Genomic DNA, 24,011 nt, shown 5'->3' with positions numbered 1-24,011 from the left:
GGGCCTTTGCTGTCAGTCAGCCTTCTCAGTGCGGGCAAAGCCTGGCCGTGCCGCGATGCGGTTCCACCAGGCCTGGATCTCGGGAAATTCGGCCAGCAGCTTTTGCCCGTCCGGGACCTTGACGAAATAGGCGATGATCGACGCCGCATGCAGGTCGGCCAGCGTCAGCTCATTGCCCAGCAACCATGGGCCCGACGCTTTCAGCGAGGAGAGAGCCTGCAGCGCCGTGCTCGCCCGTGAAAGCCCGCCGGCGATCAGGGCCTCGTCGGGCGCCTGTTTCTCCAGCCGCTCGACGGCGACATCCCAGACCATGGATCGGTAGGCATAGGCGTCGAGCATGCCGATGATCTGGTTCATCGTTGCGCGTGCGCGCGGGTCTTTCGGCTGCAGTACCGGGCCGTCGAACGCCTCGTCGACATATCTGGCAATCGCGCTCGTCTCGTAAAGGCGGAAACCGTCATGCTCGAAGGCCGGGATGCGGCCGAACGGATGATGCTCGAAATACCAGGCGGGAATGCCCCCGGCGGCAAAGACATCGACCGGCACGAGCTCGTAGTCGATGCCTTTTTCCGCGAGCACGAGGCGGACGATGCGCACATAGACGCTGTAGTCCGCCCCGTAGACGATGGGCTTGCCCATCTTGCCTGACTGTCAGGCCATCGCCTTTTGCAAATTCTCGTCGATCTTGTCGAGGAAACCGGTGGTCGAGAGCCAGGGCTGGTCGGGGCCGATCAGCAGCGACAGATCCTTGGTCATGAAGCCGGACTCGACGGTCTGGATGCAGACTTTTTCCAGCGTCTCGGCAAAGCGTTTCAGTTCGGCATTGTCGTCGAGCTTGGCGCGGTGGGCGAGACCACGAGTCCAGGCGAAGATCGAGGCGATCGAATTGGTCGAGGTTTCCTCGCCCTTCTGGTGCTGGCGATAGTGGCGGGTGACGGTGCCGTGCGCGGCCTCGGCTTCGACAGTCTTGCCGTCTGGCGTCATCAGCACCGAGGTCATCAAGCCGAGCGACCCAAACCCTTGCGCCACGGTGTCGGACTGGACGTCGCCGTCATAGTTCTTGCAGGCCCAGACATAGCCGCCCGACCATTTCAGGCTGGACGCCACCATGTCGTCGATCAGGCGATGCTCGTACCAGAGCTTGCGCGCCTTGAATTCGGCCTCGAATTCGGCCTCGTAGACTTCCTGGAAGATATCCTTGAAGCGGCCGTCATAGGCCTTGAGGATGGTGTTCTTGGTCGAGAGATAGACCGGGTAGTTGCGCAGCAGGCCGTAGTTCAGCGAGGCGCGGGCGAATTCGCGGATCGACTCGTCGAGGTTGTACATGGCCATGGCGACACCAGCGCCGGGCGCGTCGTACACCTCATGCTCGATCACCTTGCCGTCCTCGCCGACGAACTTGATCGTCAGCTTGCCCTTGCCGGGGAAGCGGAAATCGGTGGCGCGATACTGGTCGCCGAAGGCGTGACGGCCGACGATGATCGGCTTGGTCCAGCCGGGCACCAGGCGCGGCACGTTCTTCATGATGATCGGCTCGCGGAAGATGGTGCCGCCGAGGATGTTGCGGATGGTGCCGTTCGGCGACTTCCACATCTTCTTCAACTTGAATTCCTCGACGCGCTGCTCGTCGGGCGTGATCGTCGCGCATTTCACGCCGACGCCGTATTTCTTGATGGCGTTGGCCGAATCGACGGTCACCTGGTCGTTGGTGGCGTCACGATGCTCGATGCTGAGGTCGTAATATTCGAGCTTGAGGTCGAGATAAGGGTGGATCAGCTTGTCCTTGATGAACTGCCAGATGATGCGGGTCATCTCGTCGCCGTCGAGTTCGACGACCGGGTTCGCCACCTTGATCTTCGCCATGGAAAGAATGCCTCGTTGCTGGGATATGGGACGGCCTTGCCCGCGTGGCGTTCGGCCGGGGGATGCCCGCCCGTATATCAAAGCGTTTTTGGCCGCGCAAACGGCGATCGGTCACGAATGTGAGGCCGTGGCCGCGATCATTTGCGAATGCTTCATTTTCGCGGCCGAATGTGGCAGGGGACGCTGAAATGCCGCAAACAGCAGTTCATTGACAATCATGCCAGTCACCGAAGACACCGCCACCATTCCCGCCGCCGGTCCGGCCATCATCCTGGTCGAGCCGCAGCTCGGCGAGAACATCGGCATGGTCGCACGCGCCATGGCCAATTTCGGCTTGGTCGAGCTGCGCCTGGTCAACCCGCGCGACGGCTGGCCGAGCGAAAAGGCGCGGGCGGCCGCCAGCCGCGCCGACCATGTCATCGATGCGGTGAAGGTGTTCGACGATCTGGCCTCGGCGCTGGCCGACCTGAACTTCGTTTTCGCCACCACCGCCAGGCAGCGTGACGGCTTCAAATCCGTGCGCGGCCCGGTGGAGGCGGGCAGGGTGCTCCGAGCCCGTCACGATATGGGGCAGCGCACCGGCATCCTGTTCGGCCGCGAGCGCTTCGGTCTCTACAATGACGAGGTTGGCCTTGCCGACGAGATTGTCACCTTTCCGGTCGATCCTGATTTCTCCTCGCTCAACATCGCCCAGGCGGCGTTGCTGATGTCCTATGAGTGGATGAAGTCAGGCCTCGAGGATGAGACAAAGACCAACTTTGCCGGTCCAGACATGAAGCCGGCAAGCAAGGAAGAACTGCACGGCCTGTTCGCCTATCTGGAAGGTGCGCTCGAAGCGCGCGGTTATTTCCGGCCGGCGCCGAAGAAGCCGAAGATGGTCGACAATCTGCGCGCCGTGCTGACGCGTGCCGGCTTTGCCGAACCGGAGCTCAAGGTGCTGCGCGGCATCATCTCGTCACTAGACAGATTCTCGCCGGCGATGCCCCGCGGCGACGGGTCTCCCGGCGACGATCCCAGGCGATTGCCCGCGGCAGCCGCGCGCGCCCGCAAGGCGGAAGCGGGTCGACCGGCGCCCGACGCCAATGGCGACGACAATGACACGCCCCCGCTCGGCGGCAGGGGAACCGACAATGACTGAGCGGCCGGTCCTGATGTTCGATTCCGGCATTGGCGGGCTCACCGTGCTGCGCGAGGCGCGCGTCCTGATGCCCGATCGTCGCTTCATCTATGTCGCTGATGATGCTGCCTTCCCCTATGGCGCCTGGGAAGAGCCGACGCTGAGGACGCACATCCTCGAACTGTTCGCAAGACTCCTCGACCGGTTTACGCCGGCCATTTCAGTCATCGCCTGCAACACCGCCTCGACGCTGGTGATCGATGCGCTGCGCGAGAGATTTCCCGAGCATCCTTTCGTCGGCATGGTGCCGGCGATCAAGCCGGCGGCGGAACGCACGCGTTCCGGGCTGGTTTCGGTGCTGGCGACGCCCGGCACCGTGAAGCGCCAGTATACGCGCGACCTGATCAGCAAATGGGCGCAGAAGTGCCACGTCCGCCTGGTCGGCAGCGACAATCTGGCGGGATTGGCCGAGATCTACATGCGTGAGGGTTTCGTCGACGAGGAGGCTGTGCGCGCCGAGATTGCACCGTGCTTCGTCGAGCATGATGGGTTGCGTACCGATATCGTCGTGCTCGCTTGCACGCACTATCCCTTTCTGGCCAATCGCATGCGCAAGACGGCGCCCTGGCCGGTCGATTGGCTCGACCCGGCTGAAGCGATCGCGCGCCGCGCGCTTTCGCTTCTCGCCGACATCGATCCGAACGGTCGTGGCGAGATGCTGCCGGAAGGCCCCGACCTTGCTGTCTTCACATCGAAAAGGATCGATTTCCCGACCCGTCGCCTGATGCAGGGGTTCGGGCTGGCGATGTCCTGATCCTCGAAGGGAACATCCCGGCGGCCGTTGCGTTTTTCTCCTTAGCCAAACGGGAGAACCGATCATGCCTGCCACCTCGAAAGCCCAGCAAAAGGCCGCCGGTGCCGCACTTTCCGCAAAGCGCGGCGAGACGAAAAAGAGTGAGCTCAAGGGCGCGTCCCGGGAAATGTTCGAATCGATGAGCGAAAAGCAACTCGAGGAGTTCGCCGAGACGAAGCGCAAGGGACTGCCTGAAAAGAAATCGAAGGACTGACGATTGGTCCTCGTGGTGGATATCCAGATCGTCCACGAGAACACGGTCAGACGGGTCAGAATCAAAAAGCCCGCGGCCATAGCCGCGGGCTTTGAGTAGGTCGCCTGAGCCGAACTTTTACCAGCGTGCCCAGCAGCGCCGCACCTTGTAGCGGATGACGTGTCTGTGGCCATGCCGCCAGACCACCTTCTTCTTCACCACCACGCGGCAAACCTGATGATGCCGGTGTCCTTGCCAATGTCTGGCTTCTGCCGGCTCCGGTGCAACCGCCATCGACCCGGCCAACACCGCCGCGCCTGCCAACGTAAGGAAGAACTTCTTCATATGACCACAGTCTCCTCTCTAGTCCCTTCCTGATGCCGCTGGCGCGACCACCTCCCGCCACATCCGGCACTGCATCAACATGCGAAACGCTATATCTTTGCCTTACGCCACGCCAGGCACAAGCTTGACACCGGTTAAAACTCGGTTTAACCAGCCGCCAACGCCGGGCAGCGATGTCCGGTGTTTGTTTTGTATACGCAAGATCAGTGAGCCTTAGCCGTTTTCTGATCCTGTTTGAAATGACGTGTCCCGTGGGTTTTCCGCCGCGTTGCGTGGGAAGACCCTGTCAGGTCTCGAAAACGGAGGCCAGAGGAGGGCGCGTTTCCTTCACCCGGACCATGAGGTTCCGGGTGTGTTTGTTTTGAAAGGGAATGCGATGAGCAAGCGCAGATCCGCGAAGTACAAGATCGACCGCCGTCTCGGCGAAAACATCTGGGGCCGCCCGAAGTCCCCGGTCAACAAGCGTGAGTACGGCCCCGGCCAGCATGGCCAGCGCCGCAAGGGCAAGCTTTCCGATTTCGGCCTGCAGCTGCGCGCCAAGCAGAAGCTGAAGGGTCACTATGGCGACGTCTCGGAAAAGCAGTTCCGCAAGGTTTATGAAGAGGCCGACCGCCGCAAGGGCGACACCTCGGAGAACCTGATCGGCCTGCTCGAGTCGCGTCTCGACGCGGTCGTTTACCGCGCCAAGTTCGTGCCGACCATTTTCGCCGCTCGTCAGTTCGTCAACCACGGCCACGTCAACGTCAACGGCAAGCGCGTCAACATCGGCTCGTACCGCTGCAAGCCGGGCGATGTCGTCGAAGTACGCGAAAAGTCGAAGCAGCTGGTGATCGTGCTGGAGGCAGTCGGCCTCGCCGAGCGCGACGTGCCGGACTACATCGAAGCCGACCACAACAAGATGGTCGCGACCTTCTCTCGCATCCCTGGCCTGGCGGACGTTCCGTTCGCCGTGCAGATGGAACCGAACCTGGTCGTCGAATTCTATTCGCGCTGATCGAACGCATTTTGCGATCCCATCCAAAGGCCGCCCTCGAGGCGGCCTTTTCTTTGTCTGCCATGTCCGCTAATCCCGGGCCCAACAAAGTGCCGAACGTCCTTTGCTCCAGGATTTTGGAACTGACGCCATGAACATGTTGCCAGACGTCGAGACCCTCGAACCGATCGCCGATGGCGAAGGCGGCTTCCACCCGCTGTTCGCCGACGTGCCGTCCTCCGTTGAGTTCAACAAGCTGCGCAAGCGGCTGCTGCGGCTGACGCGTCAGGCGATCGAGGATTTCTCGATGGTCAAGCCGGGCCAGCGTTGGCTGGTCGCGCTGTCGGGTGGCAAGGATTCCTATGGGCTGCTTGCCGTCCTGCTGGACCTCAAATGGCGTGGGCTGCTGCCGGTCGATTTGCTGGCCTGCAATCTCGACCAGGGCCAGCCGAACTTTCCCAAACACATCCTGCCCGACTATCTCGATAGATACGCCATCCCGCATCGCATCGAATATCAGGACACCTATTCCGTCGTCACCGACAAGCTGCCCGAGGCCAGCACCTATTGTTCGCTGTGTTCGCGGCTCAGGCGCGGCCATCTCTATCGCATCGCGCGCGAGGAGGGATGCTCGGTGCTGGTGCTCGGCCACCATCGCGAGGACATTCTCGAAACCTTTTTCATGAACCTGTTCCATGGCGGCCGTCTCGCCGCCATGCCACCAAAGCTGCTCAACGACGAGGGCGACGTCATGGTGCTGCGGCCGCTGAGCTATTGCGCCGAAACCGACCTCGAAAAATTCGCCGCGGCGATGCGGTTCCCGATCATCCCTTGCGACCTCTGTGGCAGCCAGGAAGGTCTGCAGCGCAGCGCCATGAAGGCGATGCTCGAGGATATCGAAAAGCGCATGCCCGGGCGCAAGGATACGATGCTGCGCGCGCTGTCCAACAGCAGGCCATCGCATCTGCTCGACAGAAAACTGTTCGATTTCGCAGCGCTCAATGACACCCTCACCGCCAGGCAAGACATTTCCGATGATATTTGACGACACCGCGATCGACTGGCTGGCCGGCATTCTGGCAGAGGCAGCCCAGACCGAGATCATGCCGCGCTTTCGCCGGCTGGGTGACGGCGATATCAGGCGGAAGACATCCGCCGCCGACCTGGTGACGGAGGCTGACGTCAATGCCGAGCGGCTCATCACCGCCAGGCTGCGCGAGCGCTATCCCTCTGCCATGGTCGTCGGCGAGGAAGCCTGTTCCGACAATCCGGCGCTGCTCGACGGCCTGGGCGATGCCGATCTGGCTTTCGTCATCGATCCGGTGGATGGCACCTTCAACTTCGCTTCGGGCGTGCCGCTTTTCGGTGTCATGCTGGCCGTCGTGGTCAAGAGCGAGACCGTTGCCGGCATCATTCATGACCCTGTCGGCAAGGACTGGCTGATCAGCGCCAAGGGCGCCGGCAGCCATATCAGGCATGCGCATGGCGGTCTGGAGAAGGTGCGCGTCACGGCACCCGCGCCGCTCCCGGAAATGACCGGCTCTGTCTCCTGGCAATACATGCCCGAACCGGAACGGTCACGGCTGGCCCGCAACCAGACGAAGATCCTTTCGCAATTCGCCTACCGCTGCGCGGCGCACGAATACCGCCTGCTGGCCAGCGGCCATGCCCACTTCGTCGTCTACAACAAGCTGATGCCGTGGGATCATCTGGCCGGCGTGCTGATCCATGCCGAGGCCGGCGGCTACGCGGCGCGCTTCGACGGCAGCGCCTATCTGCCGTCGCATTTGGGTGGTGGCCTGCTTGTCGCGCCTGACCAGGAAAGCTGGCGCGAGCTGCGCCGCGAACTCTGGGCGGAATAGGATTTTTTCCACGATCGGCGTTTGGGCCCGTCCGGCGTGCTTGGAAAAACAATGATTTAGTGCAGATCCGTGATGTGCCCTGAAACGGGTGCGTTTTGCGGCTGGAACATTTTGCCGCGCTCGGCGATGAGGATCATCAGCAGTGCCGCGACCGAGACGCTGCAGAAGCCGGCGGCCAGCGGCGTTACCGTGCCGTTGAAGGCCTGGCCGATCAGCGTGCCCAGAATGCCGCCGAGAAAAGTCTGCATGAAACCCAGGATGGACGACGCCGTGCCGGCCAGTTGCCCGAGCGGCTCCATCGCAAGCGCGTTGAAGTTAGCGCCGAGCGCGCCGAACGGCAGCATGGCGCAGGCGAAGAAAGTGACGAAAAGCCAGAGCGGCATCTTCATTTCAAGCGAAACAACCAGCCAGACAAGGCTGATGACCAGAAATAGCAGCAGCGCGCTTTGCGACAGGCGACGCATGCCGACACGGCCGACAAGGCGTGAGTTCAGAAAATTGGAGAAGGCGAGCACGCCGGCAACCCCTGCGAAGATGACCGGGAACATCTCGCCGACATTGAATATGTCGACATAAATCTGCTGCGCCGAGGCGATGAAGCCGAACATGGCGGCGAAAATGAATGTGCTGGCGAAGGCATAGCAGATCGCGATGCGGTTGGTGAGCACGATGCGGAAACCACCGATGATGGAGTTGGCGGTCAGCGGTCGCCGATATTCAGGATGCAGCGTTTCCGGCAGGCGCAGCAGCGACCACGCCGAGACGATCAGGGCGCCGACGGCCATGGTGACGAAGATCCAGTGCCAGGTTGCAAACAGCATGATGAATTGGCCAATGCCGGGAGCAATGACCGGGATGGCCATGAACACCATGAAGATCAGCGACATCACCTCGGCCATGCGTCGGCCGTCAAATGTGTCGCGCACGATCGAGACGGCGATGACGCGTGTGGCGGCCGCACCAATGCCTTGCACGGCCCGGCACAAGAGAAGCGTTTCAAAGCTTGGCGCAATGGCGGCAGCGGCAGCCGCCGCCACGTAAATGATCAGCCCGGCGACAAGCGGTGCGCGACGGCCGAAACGGTCCGATACCGGCCCAAAGAACAGCTGGCCACCGCCGAAGCCGAGAATGTAGGCGGTGACCACGTACTGCCGGTGGTTTTCATTCTCGACGCCGAGCGAGGCACCGATCTGCTGCAAGGCCGGCAGCATGATGTCGATGGCCAGCGAATTCAGCGCCATCAGCGCCGCGCACAGCGCGATGAATTCCCAGCGCGGAATAGGCAGCTTGCTTGCCGATTGCGTCGCTGCTGCTGGCTGGTCCACGGCAAGTCCGATCTCTCAAACGAAAACGCGCCGGCGGGCCGGCGCATTGGCTCGTCTTGGTCCCAGCATTCGGGACATAAAGTTGCCGGGTGGGGCTGCCCCGGTGTTCAGCGCATGTCGATAGCGACACGCGCAAATCGAAATCAGGCGGCGCCTTTGACGCTCACGCCTTTTTCGACGAGGAACGTCTGCAACTCGCCAGCCTGGAACATTTCGCGGACGATATCGCAGCCGCCGACGAATTCACCCTTGACGTAGAGCTGCGGGATTGTCGGCCAGTTGGAATATTCCTTGATGCCCTGGCGCAGTTCGGCGGAATCCAGGACGTTCACGCCCTTATAGTCGGCGCCGATATAGTCGAGAATCTGCACGACCTGGCCGGAAAATCCGCACTGCGGGAAACCGGGTGTGCCCTTCATGAAAAGGACGACGTCGTTGCCCTTCACTTCATTGTCGATGTAGTCGTTGATACCGCTCATGGAATATCCTTTACCACCTGTGGGAGTCAGGCTCGAAACATACCCTTTCAAATAAACCCATCGATTGCCCGAAACAAGACGTTAGCCGTGCCGTGGCTGAAATGGCGCAAAGGATGGGCCGTCTTGGGCCAAGTGGCTTGAGGCGCATCCCTGGCCTTCTCTGTGGGTCGGGTGGCAAATGCCTTAATCGGGAACGCTGGTCTGCAGCGCCAGTGCGTGCAGCACGCCGCCCATATTGCCCTTCAGCGCGTCATAGACCATCTGGTGCTGCTGGACGCGGCTTTTTCCCCGAAAGCTCTCGGCCACCACCTCGGCAGCGTAGTGGTCGCCGTCACCGGCCAGATCGCGGATCGTCACCTTGGCGTCCGGAATGCCGTCCTTGATCAGTTTTTCGATGTCGTGGGCATCCATTGCCATGGCAAAATCCTGTTCGAGCGGCCGGCCGGCGGCCATGCGATGTGACTCGCCAGAGCCTAGAGCCTTTCCGGTCCGGATTGAAGCCGTTCCGTCCTGCCACGGGCAAGACGGCTTCAGAGCGGGCCTAAGCCGGTGGGCTTGCTTCGTCCTCGGCAACATCCTCGCGGGTCGAGAAAGCGCGGCCGAGGCTGAAGGCCAGCACATAGAGCGGAACGTTGATGATCAGGCTGACGATGGGGAGATAGCTGGTCATCTGCCAGAGCGGCGAGAAGAACGCCTGGCCGTAGCCGTCGCAGACAAGCGAGGAGCCGTACTCCCACAGTCCCCCTATGACCACCGCAACGGCAAAAAGCTTGATGCAGGTGACAATATGCCTCGCCCGCGCCGGCTCCGGTGAAAGGCGGTCCCATAGTACCAGGCACAAGATCGGAACCGCATGGATGACGTTCTGCACGGCGAGCATCGGAAGGGTGCCGTTGGCCGCGGCAAGAAACTCCGCGCGCGTTTCCAGCCGGGCGCAAACCTCGCTTGAGGTCGTCGACAGCAGGAAAAAGACGAATGGCCCGAGGCACCAGAAGAAGAACAGCGACGGCCAGAAAACGACTGCAAGCAGTGCCCGGGCAGTCAGTCTGGTCAACTGGCCTGATCCATGAAACGGGGGAACCAGCCTTCGTGGGCGGCGGTCAGTTCGCTGACCGGGATCGCTCGCGCCTCGCCGAGTTTCAGCGTGCTGCCGCCGGTCGAGCCGATCCATGGCGCGAAAATGCCGAGCTCGCTTTGCTGCTTGCGGATGGCATCCCATTCATCGCCATGCGGGTCGATCGACAGCGTCAGCAGATAGCGGCCCTGATCCTCGCCGAACCAGACCGGGATCGGATCGGTGCCGACAAGCCCGGGGACAGTCGCGCCGATGCCGGACGCCATCGCCATTTCGGCCAGAGCAACCGCGATGCCACCATCGGAAACGTCATGCGCCGACGTGACGATACCGGACGCAATCAAGGCACGCACATGGTCGCCGACGCGCTTTTCATGTTCGAGATCGACCGGTGGCGGCGGGCCATCCGTGCGGCCGTGGATGTCGCGCATATAGACCGACTGGCCGAGATGCGTTCCCCATGAGGCGGGCGCGCCGACCAGCAGGATCATCTGCCCTTCGGCGGCGAAACCGGTGCGCACCATCTTCGACCAGTCGGCGATCAGGCCGACGCCGCCGATCGTCGGTGTCGGCAGGATGCCCTGGCCGTTGGTTTCGTTGTAGAGCGAGACGTTGCCGGAAACGATCGGGAAGCCGAGCGCGCGGCAGGCGTCGCCAATGCCTTTCACCGCGCCGACCAGTTGACCCATGATCTCGGGCCGTTCCGGATTGCCGAAATTGAGATTGTCGGTGGCGGCGAGCGGCAAGGCGCCCGTCGCCGTCAGGTTGCGCCAGCATTCGGCCACCGCCTGCTTGCCGCCCTCATAGGGATCGGCTTCGCAGTAGCGCGGCGTCACATCGGAGGAGAAGGCGAGCGCCTTGGTCGCATGGCCATCGACGCGCACCACGCCGGCGTCACCGCCCGGAAGCTGCAGCGAATTGCCCTGGATCAGCGTATCGTATTGCTCCCATACCCAGCGGCGTGACGACAGATCCGGTCCGCCGAGAAGCTTCAGCAGTGCATCGGCAACATCGGCCTGCGGAATGTCATTGGCGGCCAGCGGCGCCGGCTTCTTGGACTCGACCCAGGGCCTGTCGTATTCGGGTGCCTTGTCGCCAAGGTCCTTGATCGGCAGGTTGGCGACCTCGTCGCCCTGGTGCAGAACCCGGAAGCGCAGATCGTCGGTGGTCTTGCCGACGATGGCGAAGTCGAGGCCCCATTTGTGGAAGATCGCCTCGGCTTCCTTTTCCTTCTCGGGGCGCAGCACCATCAGCATGCGCTCCTGGCTTTCCGACAGCATCATCTCATAGGCACTCATGCGCTCTTCGCGCACCGGCACCTTGTCGAGATCGAGCTCGATGCCGAGGTCGCCCTTGGCGCCCATTTCGACCGCGGAGCATGTGAGGCCGGCCGCGCCCATGTCCTGGATGGCGATGACCGCCCCCGAGGCCATCAGTTCGAGGCACGCTTCCAGCAGGCACTTTTCGGTGAAGGGATCGCCGACCTGCACGGTGGGGCGCTTCTCGTCGATCTTGTCGTCGAATTCAGCCGAGGCCATGGTGGCGCCGCCGACGCCGTCGCGGCCGGTCTTGGCGCCGAGATAAACGACCGGCAGACCAACGCCCTTGGCTTCCGACAGGAAGATCGCATCGGTCTTGGCAAGGCCCGCTGCAAAAGCGTTGACCAGGATGTTGCCGTTGTAGCGGGCGTCGAAATTGACCTCGCCGCCCACAGTCGGCACGCCGAAGGCGTTGCCGTAGCCGCCGATGCCGGAAACCACGCCTGAAACGAGGTGCCTGGTCTTGGGATGGTCAGGCGCGCCAAAGCGCAGCGCATTCATCGCCGCTATCGGCCGCGCGCCCATGGTGAAGACGTCGCGCAATATGCCGCCGACGCCGGTCGCTGCACCTTGGTAGGGCTCGATATATGAGGGGTGATTGTGGCTCTCCATCTTGAAGACGACGCAGTCGCCGTCACCGATGTCGACCACGCCGGCATTCTCGCCCGGACCCTGGATGACCTGTGGGCCTGTGGTCGGCAAGGTACGCAGCCACTTCTTCGAGGACTTGTATGAGCAATGCTCGTTCCACATCGCCGAGAAGATGCCGAGTTCGGTGAAGCTCGGCTCGCGGCCGACAAGGTCGAGGATGCGCTGATACTCATCGGGCTTCAGCCCGTGCGCGGCGATGAGCTCGGGGGTGATCGGCACGGAATTGGAAATGGTCATGGGTCGCGATTTTTGTCCGGGGCGTTGGGATTTGAGTCCCGTCTTATCGCAAGCTTTAAGGCCGATACACCCATGGATTGACGAAAAACGCAGGAAAGCCGGACAAAGCCACAGGGCAGTCCTCGGCAGCGGCGATCCTGCGCGTGCGAGGCCCCTCGGAGTTCAGGAGAAGCTGTCGTAGCCGGCACGGCCCTCGTCGAGAAGCCGCCGGATGACAGCAACGCCTTCGGCAATATCCTTGCGTTGTCTTGGCTGCGAAATGCCGAAGCGGACGCCATGGAAAACCTGCTCGGAGCGGCCCGCCTTGAACTCGTCCTCGTCGTCGAGCAGCACGCCATGTTCGAGGCAGGCGTTCTTGAATGTGCCGGAAAGCCACGGATCGGGCAGGGTGAGCCAGACAAAGGGCACCTTGTCGTGCGTCTTGAATTCAAATCCGGCCAAAGTCCCGCGTACGATGGCGATGCGGGCGCCGATTTCGGCGATGCTGCGCTTGCGTATCTCAGCGGCCTGGCCGGACAGCACCAGCCGGGCATTCACCTCCGCCAGCAGGAAGGGCATGCCGCCCGTCATCATCTTGTGGGCGACGCGGATGCGATGGCGATAGGCGGGTGGGCAGGAGAGCCAACCGCCGCGAATGCCGGCCGCCACCGATTTCGACAGGCCGCCGGCGACGATAGTGCGTTCGGGCGCATACTCGGCAAGCAGCGGCGTCGGGTCGTCGGTGAGGTCGCCGTAAAGGTCGTCTTCGATGAGGATGACATTGTACTCGCGCGCCACCCGGGCAATTGCCTCGCGGCGCGTGGCCGACAGCGTCACCAGCGTCGGATTCTTGGCCGTCGGCATCAGGAAGATCATCTTCGGATGCTTTTGCGCACAGACGCGCTCGAAATCGGCCGGGTCGAGGCCTTCGTCGTCCGATGCCACCAGCGCGGTGCGCCGGCCGATCAGGCCGGCGCTACGCGATATCTGCGAATAGGTGAGGTGCTCGAAGGCAACATAATCGCCGGGTGTGGTCAGCGCTGCGATCGCCGCCATCACAGCGGCATGGGTGCCGAGCGTCGGAACGATGGTGTCGGCGGTAGGCCGGAAGGAGTTTCGCGACAACCAGCGGGCACCGGCTTCGTACCAGCGGTCTGGAAAATCCCGCGTGTAGCTTGAAATCTCGTGCGGATGATCCTGTGCCGTGCGCGACAGGACATCGGCGACAATCGCGCCCTGGCCGATGTCTGGCGCTGCCGTGCTGTCGAACCGCAGCTTGTCCCTGGGCGCATCGATGTAACGCGTGCCTTCCGCGCTGACGTCCGGAACCAGCAAGCCCGGCGTCACACCCCCGGCGCGCTCGCCGAGCACATAGGTTCCACGCCCGACTTCGCCGCTCACCAGTCCGCGCTCGCGCAGCAATTGATAGGCGCGGCCGACCGTACCGACGGTGGTGCCGATGTCGTAGGCGAGATCGCGTTGCGGCGGCAGTTTTGCACCAGCATCGATAACGCCTCGGTCGATGTCGGTTTCGATGGAATCAGCCAGGCGTTGATACAGCGGGCCGGCGCCGTCGGTGAGATCTGGGAGCCAATTTGTCATGGTGACAATTTTCTATATTGCACCGATATGGGAGTCAATACATATCAACGGCATGAAAAAAGGGTACAATTAAGAGCTCTGGTGGAAAGAAAATGAATACAATCGTGACAATCCCTCATTCGAGGGCCGAGTTATCAAGTCAAACGGCACGCCCGGCGGGCCGGCGCGGCTTTGTCAGCCGTCTGGTGCGTGTGGTCGGGTCGCTGGCGAGATGGATCGACAATCTGCTGGAGCGCCGGCGCAGCCGGTTGACATTGCTGGAAATGACCGACGATCAGCTCAAGGATATCGGCATCTCGCGCTGCGACGCCCATCACGAGGGGCTCAGGCCTTTCTGGGACTAGCGCGAACGGGTTTTCGAAAAGACCATCGCCAAGAGCGAAAAGCCATCATCTCGAACTGGAACATCAGCTAACGCTTGCCTCCCGGTGCGCGCAGGCGTGAAACGCTGTGGTCCGCGAGGACTGCGATGATGCACAGCACGAGAAAAAGCCCGGTGATGGCAAGCGCCGAGATGGCGACGCTGGCTGGGCCGTTCTTGGCGACATCGAGGAAGGGGTAGGGCACCTCGCCGGCAAGCGGCGCCCGCGCCAGCGCATAGACCAGATAGGCCACGGGATAGAGCATCCACCAGGAGATATCGCTCCACCGTGTCCTGCCGTCGGCGCCTGATGTCAGCCACCACAGAACGAACAGCACCGGCGTCACATAATGCAGGAGCACATCGCAGAGCAGGAACAGCCCCTGCGGCTGCCAGAGCTGTGCCAGAACCGTCGCATAGACGATGAAGACCAAAGCAATCGAAACCGCGACACCCGCCCGCATGCGTGGCCCGGCGAAGGCCGGCAGCCAGGCATAGCCGGTGGACGACAACAGCGATGTGTGCACCAAGACCGCGCCGATGTTGGTCAGGATGGTGAAGAAGCTGAACAGGAAGACGATCGAGCCGAGCAGGCTGCGGCCGGCTTCCATCGATGCCGGAATGGTGATGCAGAACTGCAGGACGAGCCCGGCCAGACCTATGACCAGGCCCGCTAGCTGCAGCAAGCGACCCATGGCTAGGCGGTCGCGGCGCAGGCCGGGTTGCCGGCTTGCCAGCGGGCGATGTCCGAGCCGATGCGCGCGCCGAGCGGGTCGTTCATCAGCGGTCCGAACGCGTCGACGCGGCTTGAATTGCCTTGCGCCTGCACGACCAGCAATGGTTTGCCGCCATAATGCTTGGCGGGCACCAGCAGGAAACGCGGCGTGCCGCTGAACGAGTTCAGTTCGTTGGCCATCTGGTATTGCTTGAAGGCCGGGTCCTTGCTGGCGATCCAGCATTTATGGGCTGATATCGCCACTTGTTCCATGGCCAGCAGCGCCGCACTTTTGCCCGAGGGAACAGGCGCGCTCTTTGGGGTCGATTGGCAGGACGCCAGGGCAAAGCCCGCCGCGGCGACGAAGGCGATCGTCTTGCTCTTGATCAAGCGGCACCCATCTCAAGTTCGGACAGAAAGATCTTCAAGCCGTCGGTCATCTCGCCCCACACCCGCGACAATGCCGGGTGCTGCAAGGCGATTTGTTCGTAAGCATCGAATTTGGGATAGGCGTCGAGCAGGTCGTGGCGGCCTGTCATCGCCCGGAAATTGTTGAAGATAAACCGCGTCGGCGTCAGCCAGGCATCGGCGAAGCTGATGTCGTTGCCGAGCGCGAAGGGGCCTTGCGCCATGCGCGCCTCGATTGCCGCCAGTCCGTGGTGCAGGCGGGCGAATTGGGCTTCGATCTCGGTAGTGTTTCGCTTCTGCACGAAATGAAGCTCGAAAAGCTTCATCGTCGGGGTCAGCACATCGAGATCGGTGATACGGGCGAACATGCGCACCAGCGCGCGATCCTTGGAATCGGGCGGCAGCAGCGCCGGTTCCGGAAACCGCTCCTCGAGATACTCGGCGATGACCACGGATTCGAGGATCGTTTCGCCAGAACCGGTGATCAGCACCGGAATCCGGTTCAGCGGTGAAATGGCGCGAAACTCTTCCGGGATCGGAAAGCCCGGCGGCGGCGCGATGATCTTGAGCGGAACGTCCTTGATGTAGGCCAGCGCCCGCACGATCGACGAATAGGGCGACAACGGCCGCGAATAGAGTTTCATGACCGTCTCTCTCCCCAATGAAGCGGACTTGCCCAATAAAGCGGGCTGGAATGTCCGGCTGTTTTCAAGGCGTTCGCCTCGACGATGTCAGGCGGCAATGCCGAGCGCGCTCTCGAACAGCGCGCGGCCGTCGTTGCCGCCATGGGCTGCTTCGATCAGGTTTTCCGGATGCGGCATCAGGCCGAGCACGTTGCCGCGCTCGTTGATGATGCCGGCGATGTCGTTGATCGAGCCGTTCGGATTGGTGCCTTCGGCGTAACGAAACACCACTTGGCCTTCGCCTTCGAGACGGGCAAGCGTCTCGGCGTCGGCGAAGTAGTTGCCGTCGTGGTGCGCGACCGGCGACCGGATGATCTGGCCCGGCTGATAGCGGCGGGTGAACATGGTGTTGGCGTTGGCGATCTGCAGCTTGACCTGCCGGCAGACGAATTTCAGTGAGGTGTTGCGCATCAAGGCGCCAGGCAGCAGGCCGGCCTCGACCAGGATCTGGAAGCCGTTGCAGACACCGATGACCATCACGCCCTTGGCCGCCTTTTCGGCAACCGCCCGCATGACCGGCATGCGCGCGGCGATCGCGCCGCAGCGCAGATAGTCGCCGAAGGAAAAGCCGCCCGGAATGGTGATCAGGTCGACATCCGGGATCTCGGTGTCGGTCTGCCAGACGGTGACCGGCGGTTTTCCCGAAATCTTGGTCAGCGCCGCGATCATGTCGCGGTCACGGTTGAGGCCAGGAAGAAGAACGACGGCTGATTTCACGTTAGGCAATCTCCACCGCGTAATTCTCGATAACCGTATTCGCCAGCAGCTTGTCGCACATGGCCTTCAGGTCAGCCTCGGCCTTGGCCTTGTCGCTTTCCGCCAGTTCGACGTCGAACACCTTGCCCTGCCGCACCGCGCCGACGCCGCCAAAGCCCAGACCGGACAGGGCGTGTTCGATCGCCTTGCCTTGCGGGTCGAGAACGCCGTTCTTGAGGGTGACGGTAATGCGGGCCTTGATCACGCTGGACATGCTCCTGTTCTGGGTATCGGGGCGCAAGCCGCAATCAGTGCGGCTTGCCTTTGACGCCTTCGGTCGAGGCGACAAGCACCGGACCCGTGGGGCGCACGGGTTCGTTCTCGTTCATGATCCCGAGGCGGCGGGCAACTTCCTGGTAGGCTTCTACGAGGCCACCCATGTCGCGGCGGAAACGATCCTTGTCGAGCTTGTCATGCGTCGCCACGTCCCACAGGCGGCAGGAGTCCGGCGAAATCTCGTCGGCGACCACGATACGCATCATGTCGCCCTCGAACAGGCGGCCGCACTCGATCTTGAAGTCGACGAGCTGGATGCCGACGCCCATGAACAGGCCGGAGAGGAAGTCGTTGACGCGGATGGCAAGCGCCATGACGTCGTCGATCTCCTGCGGGCTCGCCCAGCCGAACGCCGTGATGTGCTCTTCCGACACCATCGGATCGTCGAGCGCGTCGGCCTTGTAATAGAATTCGATGATCGAGCGCGGCAAGACGGTGCCTTCCTCGATGCCGAGGCGCTTGGACAGCGAACCGGCGGCGACATTGCGCACCACCACTTCTAGCGGAATGATCTCGACTTCCTTGATCAGCTGCTCGCGCATGTTGAGCCGGCGGATGAAGTGGGTCGGGATGCCCATGCGGTTGAGATGGTTGAAGATGTGCTCGGAAATACGGTTGTTGAGCACGCCCTTGCCGTCGACGACCTCATGTTTCTTCTTGTTGAACGCGGTTGCGTCGTCCTTGAAGAACTGGATGAGCGTACCCGGCTCGGGTCCCTCATAGAGGATCTTGGCCTTGCCTTCATAAATGCGGCGGCGATTTTTCATCTGATTTTTCTCTGGATTTCCGGACAGGCGGCAAGCGACCATTTCCTGTCCGTCTGCCTGAAATAGTGCGGCTACGGTAGGGTTCAATGCCGGGTCTATCCCAATCACACCATTTGCTCAATCGGCAAATCCTTCCAATCAACCGCTTTCGGGACCGAAATGCCGCAGCGCAGCATGCGACGAAGCATATTGACCGGCTCGTGACCTTTTGGTTTGTGCTTCGTCAACACATATAGATCATCACCAGCGAATCGATTTCCATCGGAGGGATGCCATGAGCAGCATGAAGGACCGCGAAGAGGGCTTTGAGCGCAAATTCGCATTCGACGAGGAACTTCGGTTCAAGGCCGCGGCGCGCCGCAACAAGGCGCTCGGCCTGTGGGCCGCCGAAAAACTCGGAAAGTCGGGCGCTGATGCCGATGCCTATGCCAAGGAAGTGGTTGTTTCCGACATCGAGGAAGCCGGCGACCACGACGTGTTCCGCAAGATCCGCAAGGATTTCGATGCGGCCGGTGTCGAGCAGTCGGACCATCAGATCCGCCGCACCATGGACGAGCTGATGGCGCAGGCGATCGAGCAGATCAAGAACACCTGATCCAACCACACGCTGGACCAATCGACCGCCTGGGCTATCCAGGCGGTTTTTCTTTGCCTTTGCAGCGGTTTCCGGCTGAAACTGCTGGCGTTAACAAAGGAAAGATTAGATGTCCCTGAAGTCCCGTCTTGCGGCCGATGAAACGCTGTTCACCGCATGGTCCGGCGTGCCGGATGCCTTGACTGTCGAGATCGTCGCCAAGCAGGGTTTTGATGCCGTCACGCTCGACATGCAGCATGGCGGCCACCACGAGGACAGCGTCTTGCGCGGCCTCGTGCCGGTGCTCGCCACAGGCAAACCGGCGCTGGTGCGCATTCCCGTCGGCCGCTTCGACATGGCAAGCCGCGCGCTCGATTTCGGCGCCGAGGCTGTCATTGCGCCGATGGTGAATTCGGTGGCCGATGCGAAGCTGTTCGCCGCCGCCATGAAATATCCGCCACTCGGCGAGCGCTCGTGGGGGCCGACCTATGCCTTTCCGCGCCATGGCAAGGGCGACCAGGCCGAATGGTTGCGCGACGCCAATCAGCGCACCATGGCCTTCGCCATGGTCGAGACCCGCGCGGCTCTCGACGCGCTCGACGGCATCCTCGACACGCCGGGCATCGACGGAATCTTCCTCGGGCCCTCCGACTTCTCGATCGCGTGGAGCAACGGCGCCACGGTCAATTCAACGCTGGAAAGCATGATGGAGACCGTCGCCTCGGTCGCCGAGCGCACCCGCAAGGCCGGCAAGCACGCCGCGATCTATGTTGTCGAGCCAGCGATCGCCGGCCGCGTCGTGTCGATGGGCTACCGGCTGCTGGCCATGGGCTCCGAACACGCACTGATCGGGCTCGGTGCCAAAACCCTGCTGAAGAGCGTCAGGGATTCGATCGGCTCCTGAGTGAGGGAGCCGTTGGCCAGACAACTCAGGCCTTCAGATCCGTCAGGAACTTGGCGAATGTCATCGAGCCTTCGGGCCACGGCCCGAAGCCCGAATCCGCGTTGAGATGACCGGTCTCGCCGGCGTCGATGAACAGCGAGCCCCACGCGCCGGCAATGTCCTCGGCGACATCGAACGCGCAGAACGGGTCGTTGCGGCTGGCGATCACCAGGGAAGGAAACGGCAGCGGCTCGCGCGGGTAAGGGCCGAAGGTCATCAGGTGCCTGGGGCGCATATCGGGATTGGCGACGTCGGGCGGTGCCACGAAAAAGGCTCCTGCGACCGGTTTCTTGAATTGCGGAATGGCTTGCACCGCCGCGGCGACACCGAGCGAGTGAGCGACGATGACAACCGGCCGCTCGGCCTCGTTGACCGCCTTGGCCACGTTCGCCGTCCAGTCGTCGCGCACCGGCTTCGACCACTCCGCCTGCTCGACCCTGCGCGCCGTTGACAATTTCGACTGCCAGCGGCTTTGCCAATGATCGGGACCGGAATTGGTGTAGCCCGGCACGATGAGAATATCTGCTTCCTTGACCTTCATGGCGCTGAGATAGCGAGCGGCGCCGCTTCGTGCAACGGTCATAGGTCACGCTCTTGATCACAATGGTGAACACGATGTTCGCTTCTTGCCATCTTGTGTGAACGATGCCGATGGACGATTTGTCGTAAGGAAAAGAAACAGCCGTGTGCGAAAACCCCGATTTTTGTGACCGGCACGACGTAGGATGATTGGCGGCGCGGGACTCTTGGCCTTGGGAGTTTCACCGCGGACCGGCCGAACGGAGCATTTGATGAGCGAATTGCCTTTTGCCGCCACCACCCCGGTCAGCGTTGCCCGCGTCGGGTTGAAGGCGCGCGACGCCGAAAGTATGGCCGCCTATTATCGCAAAGTCGTCGGACTGCAGGAGCTTAGCCGTACCGATGGCGCGATCACCTTGGGCGCCGCCAACCGGCCGTTGCTCGTCCTCGAGCCGGATCCTTCGGCGAAGCCCGACGATCCGCGCGGCGCCGGCCTGTTCCACACCGCATTCCTGCTGCCCAGCCGCGCGGATCTCGGCCGCTGGATCAACCATGCCATCGCCAACAAGATCGCCATCGATGGCGCATCCGACCATCTGGTCAGCGAAGCGCTGTACCTGACCGACCCCGAGGGAAATGGCATCGAGATCTATTCAGACCGCCGTCCGCAGGACTGGAAATGGAATGGCGACAAGGTGGCCATGGCGACGGAGCGGCTGAACATCCCGGCCGTTGTCGCCGAAGTGCCGGCGGGTGACGCTGGTTGGCAAGGCGCGCCGGAAAACAGCATTGTCGGCCATGTCCACCTGCGTGTTGGCAGGCCGGAAGACGCCGAAGCTTGGTGGAACAAGGAATTCGGCTTCGACACGGTGGCGAAATATGGCGGCCAGGCGGTGTTCCTGTCGTCGGGCGGCTATCACCACCACATCGGCGCCAATGCCTGGCAGAGCGCCGGCGCCGGCCGCCGCGACGCCGCTCGCTCGGGCCTGGCCTGGGTCGAGATGCGTTCGGACAATGTGACCGGCGAAACGACCCGCGAGGACCCGTGGGGTACGGTGATCAGGACCGTTCCCGGCAAGGCCTGATCGGGCCCTGACCACACCAAGCAAAGAGGCCCGCCGGCCAGTGGCCGGGACGGGCCTCTTTTCTGGGGTGGCTCAAGCTTCGCCAAACACCCGCTTGAAGATCGTGTCGACATGCTTGGTGTGGTAGCCCAAGTCGAATTTTTCGCGGATCTCGGCTTCCGGCAAGGCAGCGGTCACTTCCTTGTCTGCCAGCAGTTCTTCAAGAAAATCAGCGCCTTGCTCCCACACCTTCATAGCGTTGCGCTGCACCAGCCGGTAGGAGTCTTCCCGCGACAGGCCGGCCTGCGTCAGCGCCAGCATCACGCGCTGCGAATGCACCAGGCCGCGGAACTTGTTCATGTTCTTCAGCATGTTCTCGGGATAGACGAGCAGCTTGTCGACGACACTGGTCAGCCGTGACAAGGCAAAATCGAGCGTCACGGTGGCGTCCGGCCCGATCATGCGCTCGACCGAGGAGTGCGAAATGTCGCGCTCGTGCCAGAGCGCCACATTCTCCATCGCCGGCAGCGCCATGGACCGCACCATGCGGGCAAGGCCGGTGAGGTTTTCCGTCAGCACCGGGTTGCGCTTGTGCGGCATCGCCGACGAGCCTTTTTGGCCCGGCGAGAAATACTCTTCCGCCTCAAGCACTTCGGTGCGCTGCAGGTGGCGGATTTCGATCGACAGCCGCTCGATCGACGAGGCGATGACGCCGAGCGTGGCGAAGAACATGGCATGGCGGTCGCGCGGGATCACTTGCGTCGACACCGGCTCCGGCTTGAGCCCGAGCTTTGCCGCGACATGTTCCTCGACATAGGGTTCGATGTTGGCGAAGGTGCCGACCGCGCCGGAAATCGCGCAGGTGGCAATGTCCTCACGCGCATGCACCAGCCTCTCGCGGCAGCGCGAGAACTCGGCATAGGCTTGCGCCAGTTTGATGCCGAAGGTGGTCGGCTCGGCATGGATGCCGTGGCTGCGGCCGATGGTGACGGTGTCCTTGTGCTCGAAGGCTCGGCGCTTGAGCGCGGCAAGCAGGCCATCGATGTCGGCGAGCAGGATGTCGCTGGCCCGGGTGAGCTGTACGGCAAAGCAGGTGTCGAGAACATCCGACGAGGTCATCCCCTGGTGGATGAAGCGGGCGTCCGGTCCAACGAATTCGGCAAGATGGGTGAGGAAGGCGATGACGTCATGCTTGGTAACGCGCTCGATCTCGTCTATGGCCGCGACGTCGAACTTTGCCGCGCCACCTTTTTCCCAGATGGTCTTCGCGGCCTCTTTCGGAATGACACCGAGCTCGGCCAGCGCGTCGCAGGCATGAGCCTCGATCTCGAACCAGATGCGGAACCGGGTTTCCGGCGACCAGATGGCGACCATTTCCGGTCTGGAATAGCGTGGGATCATCGGTCAGTCCTGACGTGTCGAGGAGTTTGCCCGCGTCCTAACAGAGGCAGACAAAATGCTCAACGCTGCTGCCGCGCAAACCAGACGCTCGCGGCAAACAAGGCGACGAAACCAGTCGGGAAATACAGCCGGATGCCCAGCACCACAAACTGGTAGAGCGCCACCAGCGTCGTGAAGACGAACTGGAAGACCCAGGTGAGGGTGAAAGCGGGCGCATGCCATTCGGCATAGTAGGATCGGTATTGCAGCGCAAACAGTCCGCTAGTCAGGCCGATGGTCGCGGCGGCAAGGCACACGAATGCCGCCGCGAAGGCGACCTCCCAGTGCCTTCCGAGTGAGACCAGCCGCGCGGCGAACAGGCCAACCGGAAAGGCGAGGGCTCCGCCACCAGCAAACAGCAACGACACGGTGCGGATTTTCTCCGGCGTCTCCCAGGCGTCCAGGTTGACGAGCACGCTGGCGCCCATCGTCATGGCCCACAACAAGGCGCCGAAAAACGCTGTCCGCCACCCTGGCAAGGCGCGGCGGATGTAGCTCGGGGCGCGGCTGGGAATGGCGGCGTGCGGTGTCACAGGCGGCCAGTCACCGCGATCCAGCGAAAGTCCGGCCCCTCGAAGCCATATTGGCGCACCGCGATCAGCACCGCATAGGCGCTGAGACTGTTCATTGAAAACGTCTGCACCGCGCCGATCCGGTAGCCGTTCGGGCATCCCCGGCTCTTGGGGATCGACTTGTCCTCGTGCAGCAGCTTGGTCGCGCCGCCATCCTGCGCCTCGATGCGCAGCAGCCGGAAGCCGTTGATCTCGCCCTGGCTCTCGCAGCCTCCAGTGTTGTTCATGCCGATCTCATCGAGTCGAAACTCGAGGGGTGGGTCGACCGGCGAAAAGATCGGACGCGGATTGACCGCCATCCGATGCGGATCGGCCGAAAGCTCGGTCACCGGGTTGAAACCTGCGGTGATGCCCTTGTTGGCGGTCAACTCCGCCTCGCTGACAATGGCCTCGCCTTTCTGCCGTGCCTGAAGGCGCGCCGCGTCGAGCTTGGCATTCTCGTCGTCGAGCCGGACCCGGATCGGGGTGCCCTTGAGAAAACTGTCGGTGCTGGTGTCGATGTAGTAGCGGTTGGCATAGGGGAAGCCAGAGCCGTCCTGCACGCCGTATTCCTCGAAGGCGAACACACCGCCATCCTTGGTGAAACCGAGGATCTCCAGCTCGGCGACATCGCCGGCGACCGACGTCGTAAGCTGCGCAAGCAGGAAAACGGCAAACAGAAAAAGCATTCGCATCGATTCGTCACTCCGGCAGCCGGTGATCGTTGCGATCCCCCTACCACGACGGAATCAAAACGTCGTGCGGTCTGAAAGCCGATGCATCCAATCGGCCCGTCATTTGTTATTGTCGGCAGTCCCAATGGAGAACCACCATGACCGACACCAGCAAAATTCGTGAGCATATGGAAGTCGTCGGCGCCGACGGCGTGCATGTCGGCACCGTCGACAAGGTCGATGGCAAGCGCATCAAACTGACCAAGGTCGACAGCGGCGAGGGCGCCCACAAGGGCCATCACCACTACATTCCCCTGAGCCTTGTTGCCGAGGTCGATGGCAAGAAGGTGTGGCTGTCCGCGAATTCGGATGTCGCGGTGACGTTCGAGGAAGAAAAGTCCGGTCTG

The 24,011-nt window shown here is 62.3% G+C and carries 29 protein-coding genes and 1 pseudogene; 11 read left to right on the top strand and 19 right to left on the bottom strand.

Features of this window, described 5'->3' with window-relative positions; genetic code table 11:
- Positions 1–12: 12 nt before the first annotated feature.
- Positions 13–639 (bottom strand): glutathione S-transferase family protein, encoded by a 627-nt coding sequence (locus tag AC56QQ_RS20685; RefSeq protein WP_497123175.1) that lies wholly within the window; start codon positions 637–639, stop codon positions 13–15.
- A gap of 12 nt (positions 640–651) precedes the next feature.
- Positions 652–1,863: an NADP-dependent isocitrate dehydrogenase gene (locus tag AC56QQ_RS20680; RefSeq protein ID WP_497123174.1), complete on the bottom strand. Its 1,212-nt coding sequence runs from the start codon at positions 1,861–1,863 to the stop codon at positions 652–654.
- Positions 1,864–2,080: 217 nt separating this feature from the next.
- On the opposite strand from AC56QQ_RS20680, the gene AC56QQ_RS20675 reads away from it, so the two are divergent.
- From AC56QQ_RS20675 to AC56QQ_RS20665, 3 genes are all read left to right on the top strand, one after another.
- Entirely contained in the window at positions 2,081–3,001 is a 921-nt protein-coding gene (locus tag AC56QQ_RS20675) for an RNA methyltransferase (RefSeq protein ID WP_497123173.1), read from the top strand.
- Positions 2,994–3,794 (top strand): glutamate racemase, encoded by an 801-nt coding sequence (gene murI / locus AC56QQ_RS20670; protein WP_497123172.1) that lies wholly within the window; start codon positions 2,994–2,996, stop codon positions 3,792–3,794. The genes AC56QQ_RS20675 and murI overlap by 8 nt, the downstream gene beginning before the upstream one ends.
- A 64-nt stretch (positions 3,795–3,858) precedes the next feature.
- Entirely contained in the window at positions 3,859–4,047 is a 189-nt protein-coding gene (locus AC56QQ_RS20665) for a DUF3008 family protein (protein WP_489861012.1), read from the top strand.
- 117 nt (positions 4,048–4,164) lie between these two features.
- On the opposite strand, the gene AC56QQ_RS20660 is transcribed toward AC56QQ_RS20665, so the two are convergent.
- A complete protein-coding gene (locus tag AC56QQ_RS20660) occupies positions 4,165–4,371 on the bottom strand; it encodes a hypothetical protein (protein WP_091578271.1) in 207 nt (68 codons plus the stop codon).
- Positions 4,372–4,747: 376 nt separating this feature from the next.
- On the opposite strand from AC56QQ_RS20660, the gene rpsD reads away from it, so the two are divergent.
- The 3 genes from rpsD (at position 4,748) to AC56QQ_RS20645 (ending at position 7,206) form a co-directional block, all read left to right on the top strand.
- Positions 4,748–5,365: a 30S ribosomal protein S4 gene (rpsD, locus tag AC56QQ_RS20655; protein ID WP_497123171.1), complete on the top strand. Its 618-nt coding sequence runs from the start codon at positions 4,748–4,750 to the stop codon at positions 5,363–5,365.
- A gap of 130 nt (positions 5,366–5,495) precedes the next feature.
- A complete protein-coding gene (gene ttcA, locus AC56QQ_RS20650) occupies positions 5,496–6,389 on the top strand; it encodes a tRNA 2-thiocytidine(32) synthetase TtcA (RefSeq protein ID WP_497123170.1) in 894 nt (297 codons plus the stop codon).
- Entirely contained in the window at positions 6,379–7,206 is an 828-nt protein-coding gene (locus AC56QQ_RS20645; RefSeq protein WP_497123169.1) for an inositol monophosphatase family protein, read from the top strand. The genes ttcA and AC56QQ_RS20645 overlap by 11 nt, the downstream gene beginning before the upstream one ends.
- 56 nt (positions 7,207–7,262) lie before the next feature.
- Here AC56QQ_RS20645 and AC56QQ_RS20640 read toward each other — a convergent pair whose 3' ends face one another.
- The 6 genes from AC56QQ_RS20640 to AC56QQ_RS20615 form a co-directional block, all read right to left on the bottom strand.
- A complete protein-coding gene (locus AC56QQ_RS20640; protein WP_489861016.1) occupies positions 7,263–8,531 on the bottom strand; it encodes a multidrug effflux MFS transporter in 1,269 nt (422 codons plus the stop codon).
- 143 nt (positions 8,532–8,674) lie between these two features.
- Positions 8,675–9,010 (bottom strand): Grx4 family monothiol glutaredoxin, encoded by a 336-nt coding sequence (gene grxD, locus AC56QQ_RS20635; protein WP_013532137.1) that lies wholly within the window; start codon positions 9,008–9,010, stop codon positions 8,675–8,677.
- Between the two features lie 183 nt (positions 9,011–9,193).
- A complete protein-coding gene (locus AC56QQ_RS20630; RefSeq protein WP_010909092.1) occupies positions 9,194–9,427 on the bottom strand; it encodes a BolA/IbaG family iron-sulfur metabolism protein in 234 nt (77 codons plus the stop codon).
- 124 nt (positions 9,428–9,551) lie between these two features.
- Positions 9,552–10,064, bottom strand: coding sequence for a hypothetical protein (locus AC56QQ_RS20625; RefSeq protein WP_489861017.1), 513 nt, complete (start codon positions 10,062–10,064; stop codon positions 9,552–9,554).
- Positions 10,061–12,292, bottom strand: coding sequence for a phosphoribosylformylglycinamidine synthase subunit PurL (gene purL, locus AC56QQ_RS20620; protein ID WP_497123168.1), 2,232 nt, complete (start codon positions 12,290–12,292; stop codon positions 10,061–10,063). Before purL ends, AC56QQ_RS20625 begins: the two co-directional genes overlap by 4 nt.
- Positions 12,293–12,454: 162 nt before the next feature.
- Complete coding sequence (locus AC56QQ_RS20615) at positions 12,455–13,873, bottom strand: aminotransferase-like domain-containing protein (RefSeq protein WP_497123167.1); 1,419 nt, start codon at positions 13,871–13,873, stop codon at positions 12,455–12,457.
- Positions 13,874–13,965: 92 nt separating this feature from the next.
- On the opposite strand from AC56QQ_RS20615, the gene AC56QQ_RS20610 reads away from it, so the two are divergent.
- Positions 13,966–14,217, top strand: a complete 252-nt coding sequence (locus AC56QQ_RS20610; RefSeq protein WP_497123166.1) for a DUF1127 domain-containing protein — start codon at positions 13,966–13,968, stop codon at positions 14,215–14,217.
- A gap of 67 nt (positions 14,218–14,284) precedes the next feature.
- Here the strand turns inward: AC56QQ_RS20610 and AC56QQ_RS20605 are convergent, their stop codons facing one another.
- The 6 genes from AC56QQ_RS20605 to purC form a co-directional block, all read right to left on the bottom strand.
- Positions 14,285–14,929 (bottom strand): Pr6Pr family membrane protein, encoded by a 645-nt coding sequence (locus tag AC56QQ_RS20605; RefSeq protein WP_497123165.1) that lies wholly within the window; start codon positions 14,927–14,929, stop codon positions 14,285–14,287.
- Positions 14,930–14,931: 2 nt separating this feature from the next.
- Positions 14,932–15,339 carry a hypothetical protein gene (locus AC56QQ_RS20600; RefSeq protein WP_489861022.1) on the bottom strand — a complete coding sequence of 136 codons (408 nt, stop codon included), beginning with the start codon at positions 15,337–15,339 and terminating at the stop codon, positions 14,932–14,934.
- Entirely contained in the window at positions 15,336–16,001 is a 666-nt protein-coding gene (locus AC56QQ_RS20595) for a glutathione S-transferase family protein (protein WP_497123164.1), read from the bottom strand. Before AC56QQ_RS20595 ends, AC56QQ_RS20600 begins: the two co-directional genes overlap by 4 nt.
- An 87-nt stretch (positions 16,002–16,088) precedes the next feature.
- Positions 16,089–16,757 (bottom strand): phosphoribosylformylglycinamidine synthase subunit PurQ, encoded by a 669-nt coding sequence (gene purQ, locus AC56QQ_RS20590; RefSeq protein WP_256750893.1) that lies wholly within the window; start codon positions 16,755–16,757, stop codon positions 16,089–16,091.
- Between the two features lies 1 nt (position 16,758).
- On the bottom strand, positions 16,759–17,001 hold the full coding sequence (gene purS / locus AC56QQ_RS20585) for a phosphoribosylformylglycinamidine synthase subunit PurS (protein ID WP_023810342.1): 243 nt from the start codon (positions 16,999–17,001) through the stop codon (positions 16,759–16,761).
- 43 nt (positions 17,002–17,044) lie between these two features.
- The gene (gene purC / locus AC56QQ_RS20580; protein ID WP_256750894.1) at positions 17,045–17,839 is read right to left on the bottom strand and encodes a phosphoribosylaminoimidazolesuccinocarboxamide synthase; all 795 of its coding nucleotides are present in this window, start codon (positions 17,837–17,839) and stop codon (positions 17,045–17,047) included.
- A 274-nt stretch (positions 17,840–18,113) separates the two neighbouring features.
- Between purC and AC56QQ_RS20575 the strand changes: the two genes are divergently transcribed.
- Both AC56QQ_RS20575 and AC56QQ_RS20570 read left to right on the top strand, forming a co-directional pair.
- A complete protein-coding gene (locus tag AC56QQ_RS20575; RefSeq protein ID WP_091578294.1) occupies positions 18,114–18,434 on the top strand; it encodes a DUF1476 domain-containing protein in 321 nt (106 codons plus the stop codon).
- A gap of 109 nt (positions 18,435–18,543) precedes the next feature.
- Complete coding sequence (locus tag AC56QQ_RS20570) at positions 18,544–19,317, top strand: HpcH/HpaI aldolase family protein (RefSeq protein WP_091578296.1); 774 nt, start codon at positions 18,544–18,546, stop codon at positions 19,315–19,317.
- Positions 19,318–19,342: 25 nt separating this feature from the next.
- Here the strand turns inward: AC56QQ_RS20570 and AC56QQ_RS20565 are convergent, their stop codons facing one another.
- Positions 19,343–19,897: an RBBP9/YdeN family alpha/beta hydrolase gene (locus AC56QQ_RS20565; RefSeq protein ID WP_489863702.1), complete on the bottom strand. Its 555-nt coding sequence runs from the start codon at positions 19,895–19,897 to the stop codon at positions 19,343–19,345.
- A gap of 250 nt (positions 19,898–20,147) precedes the next feature.
- Between AC56QQ_RS20565 and AC56QQ_RS20560 the strand changes: the two genes are divergently transcribed.
- Entirely contained in the window at positions 20,148–20,960 is an 813-nt protein-coding gene (locus tag AC56QQ_RS20560) for a VOC family protein (protein ID WP_497123163.1), read from the top strand.
- A 72-nt stretch (positions 20,961–21,032) separates the two neighbouring features.
- Here AC56QQ_RS20560 and purB read toward each other — a convergent pair whose 3' ends face one another.
- Genes purB through AC56QQ_RS20545 form a run of 3 tightly spaced genes read right to left on the bottom strand, consistent with a single transcriptional unit; the run spans position 21,033 to position 23,625 of the window.
- The gene (gene purB / locus AC56QQ_RS20555) at positions 21,033–22,340 is read right to left on the bottom strand and encodes an adenylosuccinate lyase (RefSeq protein ID WP_497123162.1); all 1,308 of its coding nucleotides are present in this window, start codon (positions 22,338–22,340) and stop codon (positions 21,033–21,035) included.
- Positions 22,341–22,399: 59 nt separating this feature from the next.
- The gene (locus AC56QQ_RS20550) at positions 22,400–22,912 is read right to left on the bottom strand and encodes a hypothetical protein (RefSeq protein WP_489861028.1); all 513 of its coding nucleotides are present in this window, start codon (positions 22,910–22,912) and stop codon (positions 22,400–22,402) included.
- A complete protein-coding gene (locus AC56QQ_RS20545) occupies positions 22,909–23,625 on the bottom strand; it encodes a DUF2259 domain-containing protein (protein WP_497123161.1) in 717 nt (238 codons plus the stop codon). The genes AC56QQ_RS20550 and AC56QQ_RS20545 overlap by 4 nt, the downstream gene beginning before the upstream one ends.
- A gap of 137 nt (positions 23,626–23,762) precedes the next feature.
- Here AC56QQ_RS20545 and AC56QQ_RS20540 point away from each other — a divergent pair.
- Positions 23,763–24,005: pseudogene (locus tag AC56QQ_RS20540) on the top strand (DUF2171 domain-containing protein); the annotation flags it as partial.
- Positions 24,006–24,011: the final 6 nt, after the last annotated feature.

Source organism: Mesorhizobium sp. RCAM 05099, from assembly GCF_059683685.1.
This window is presented reverse-complemented; position numbering and strand designations above follow the sequence as displayed.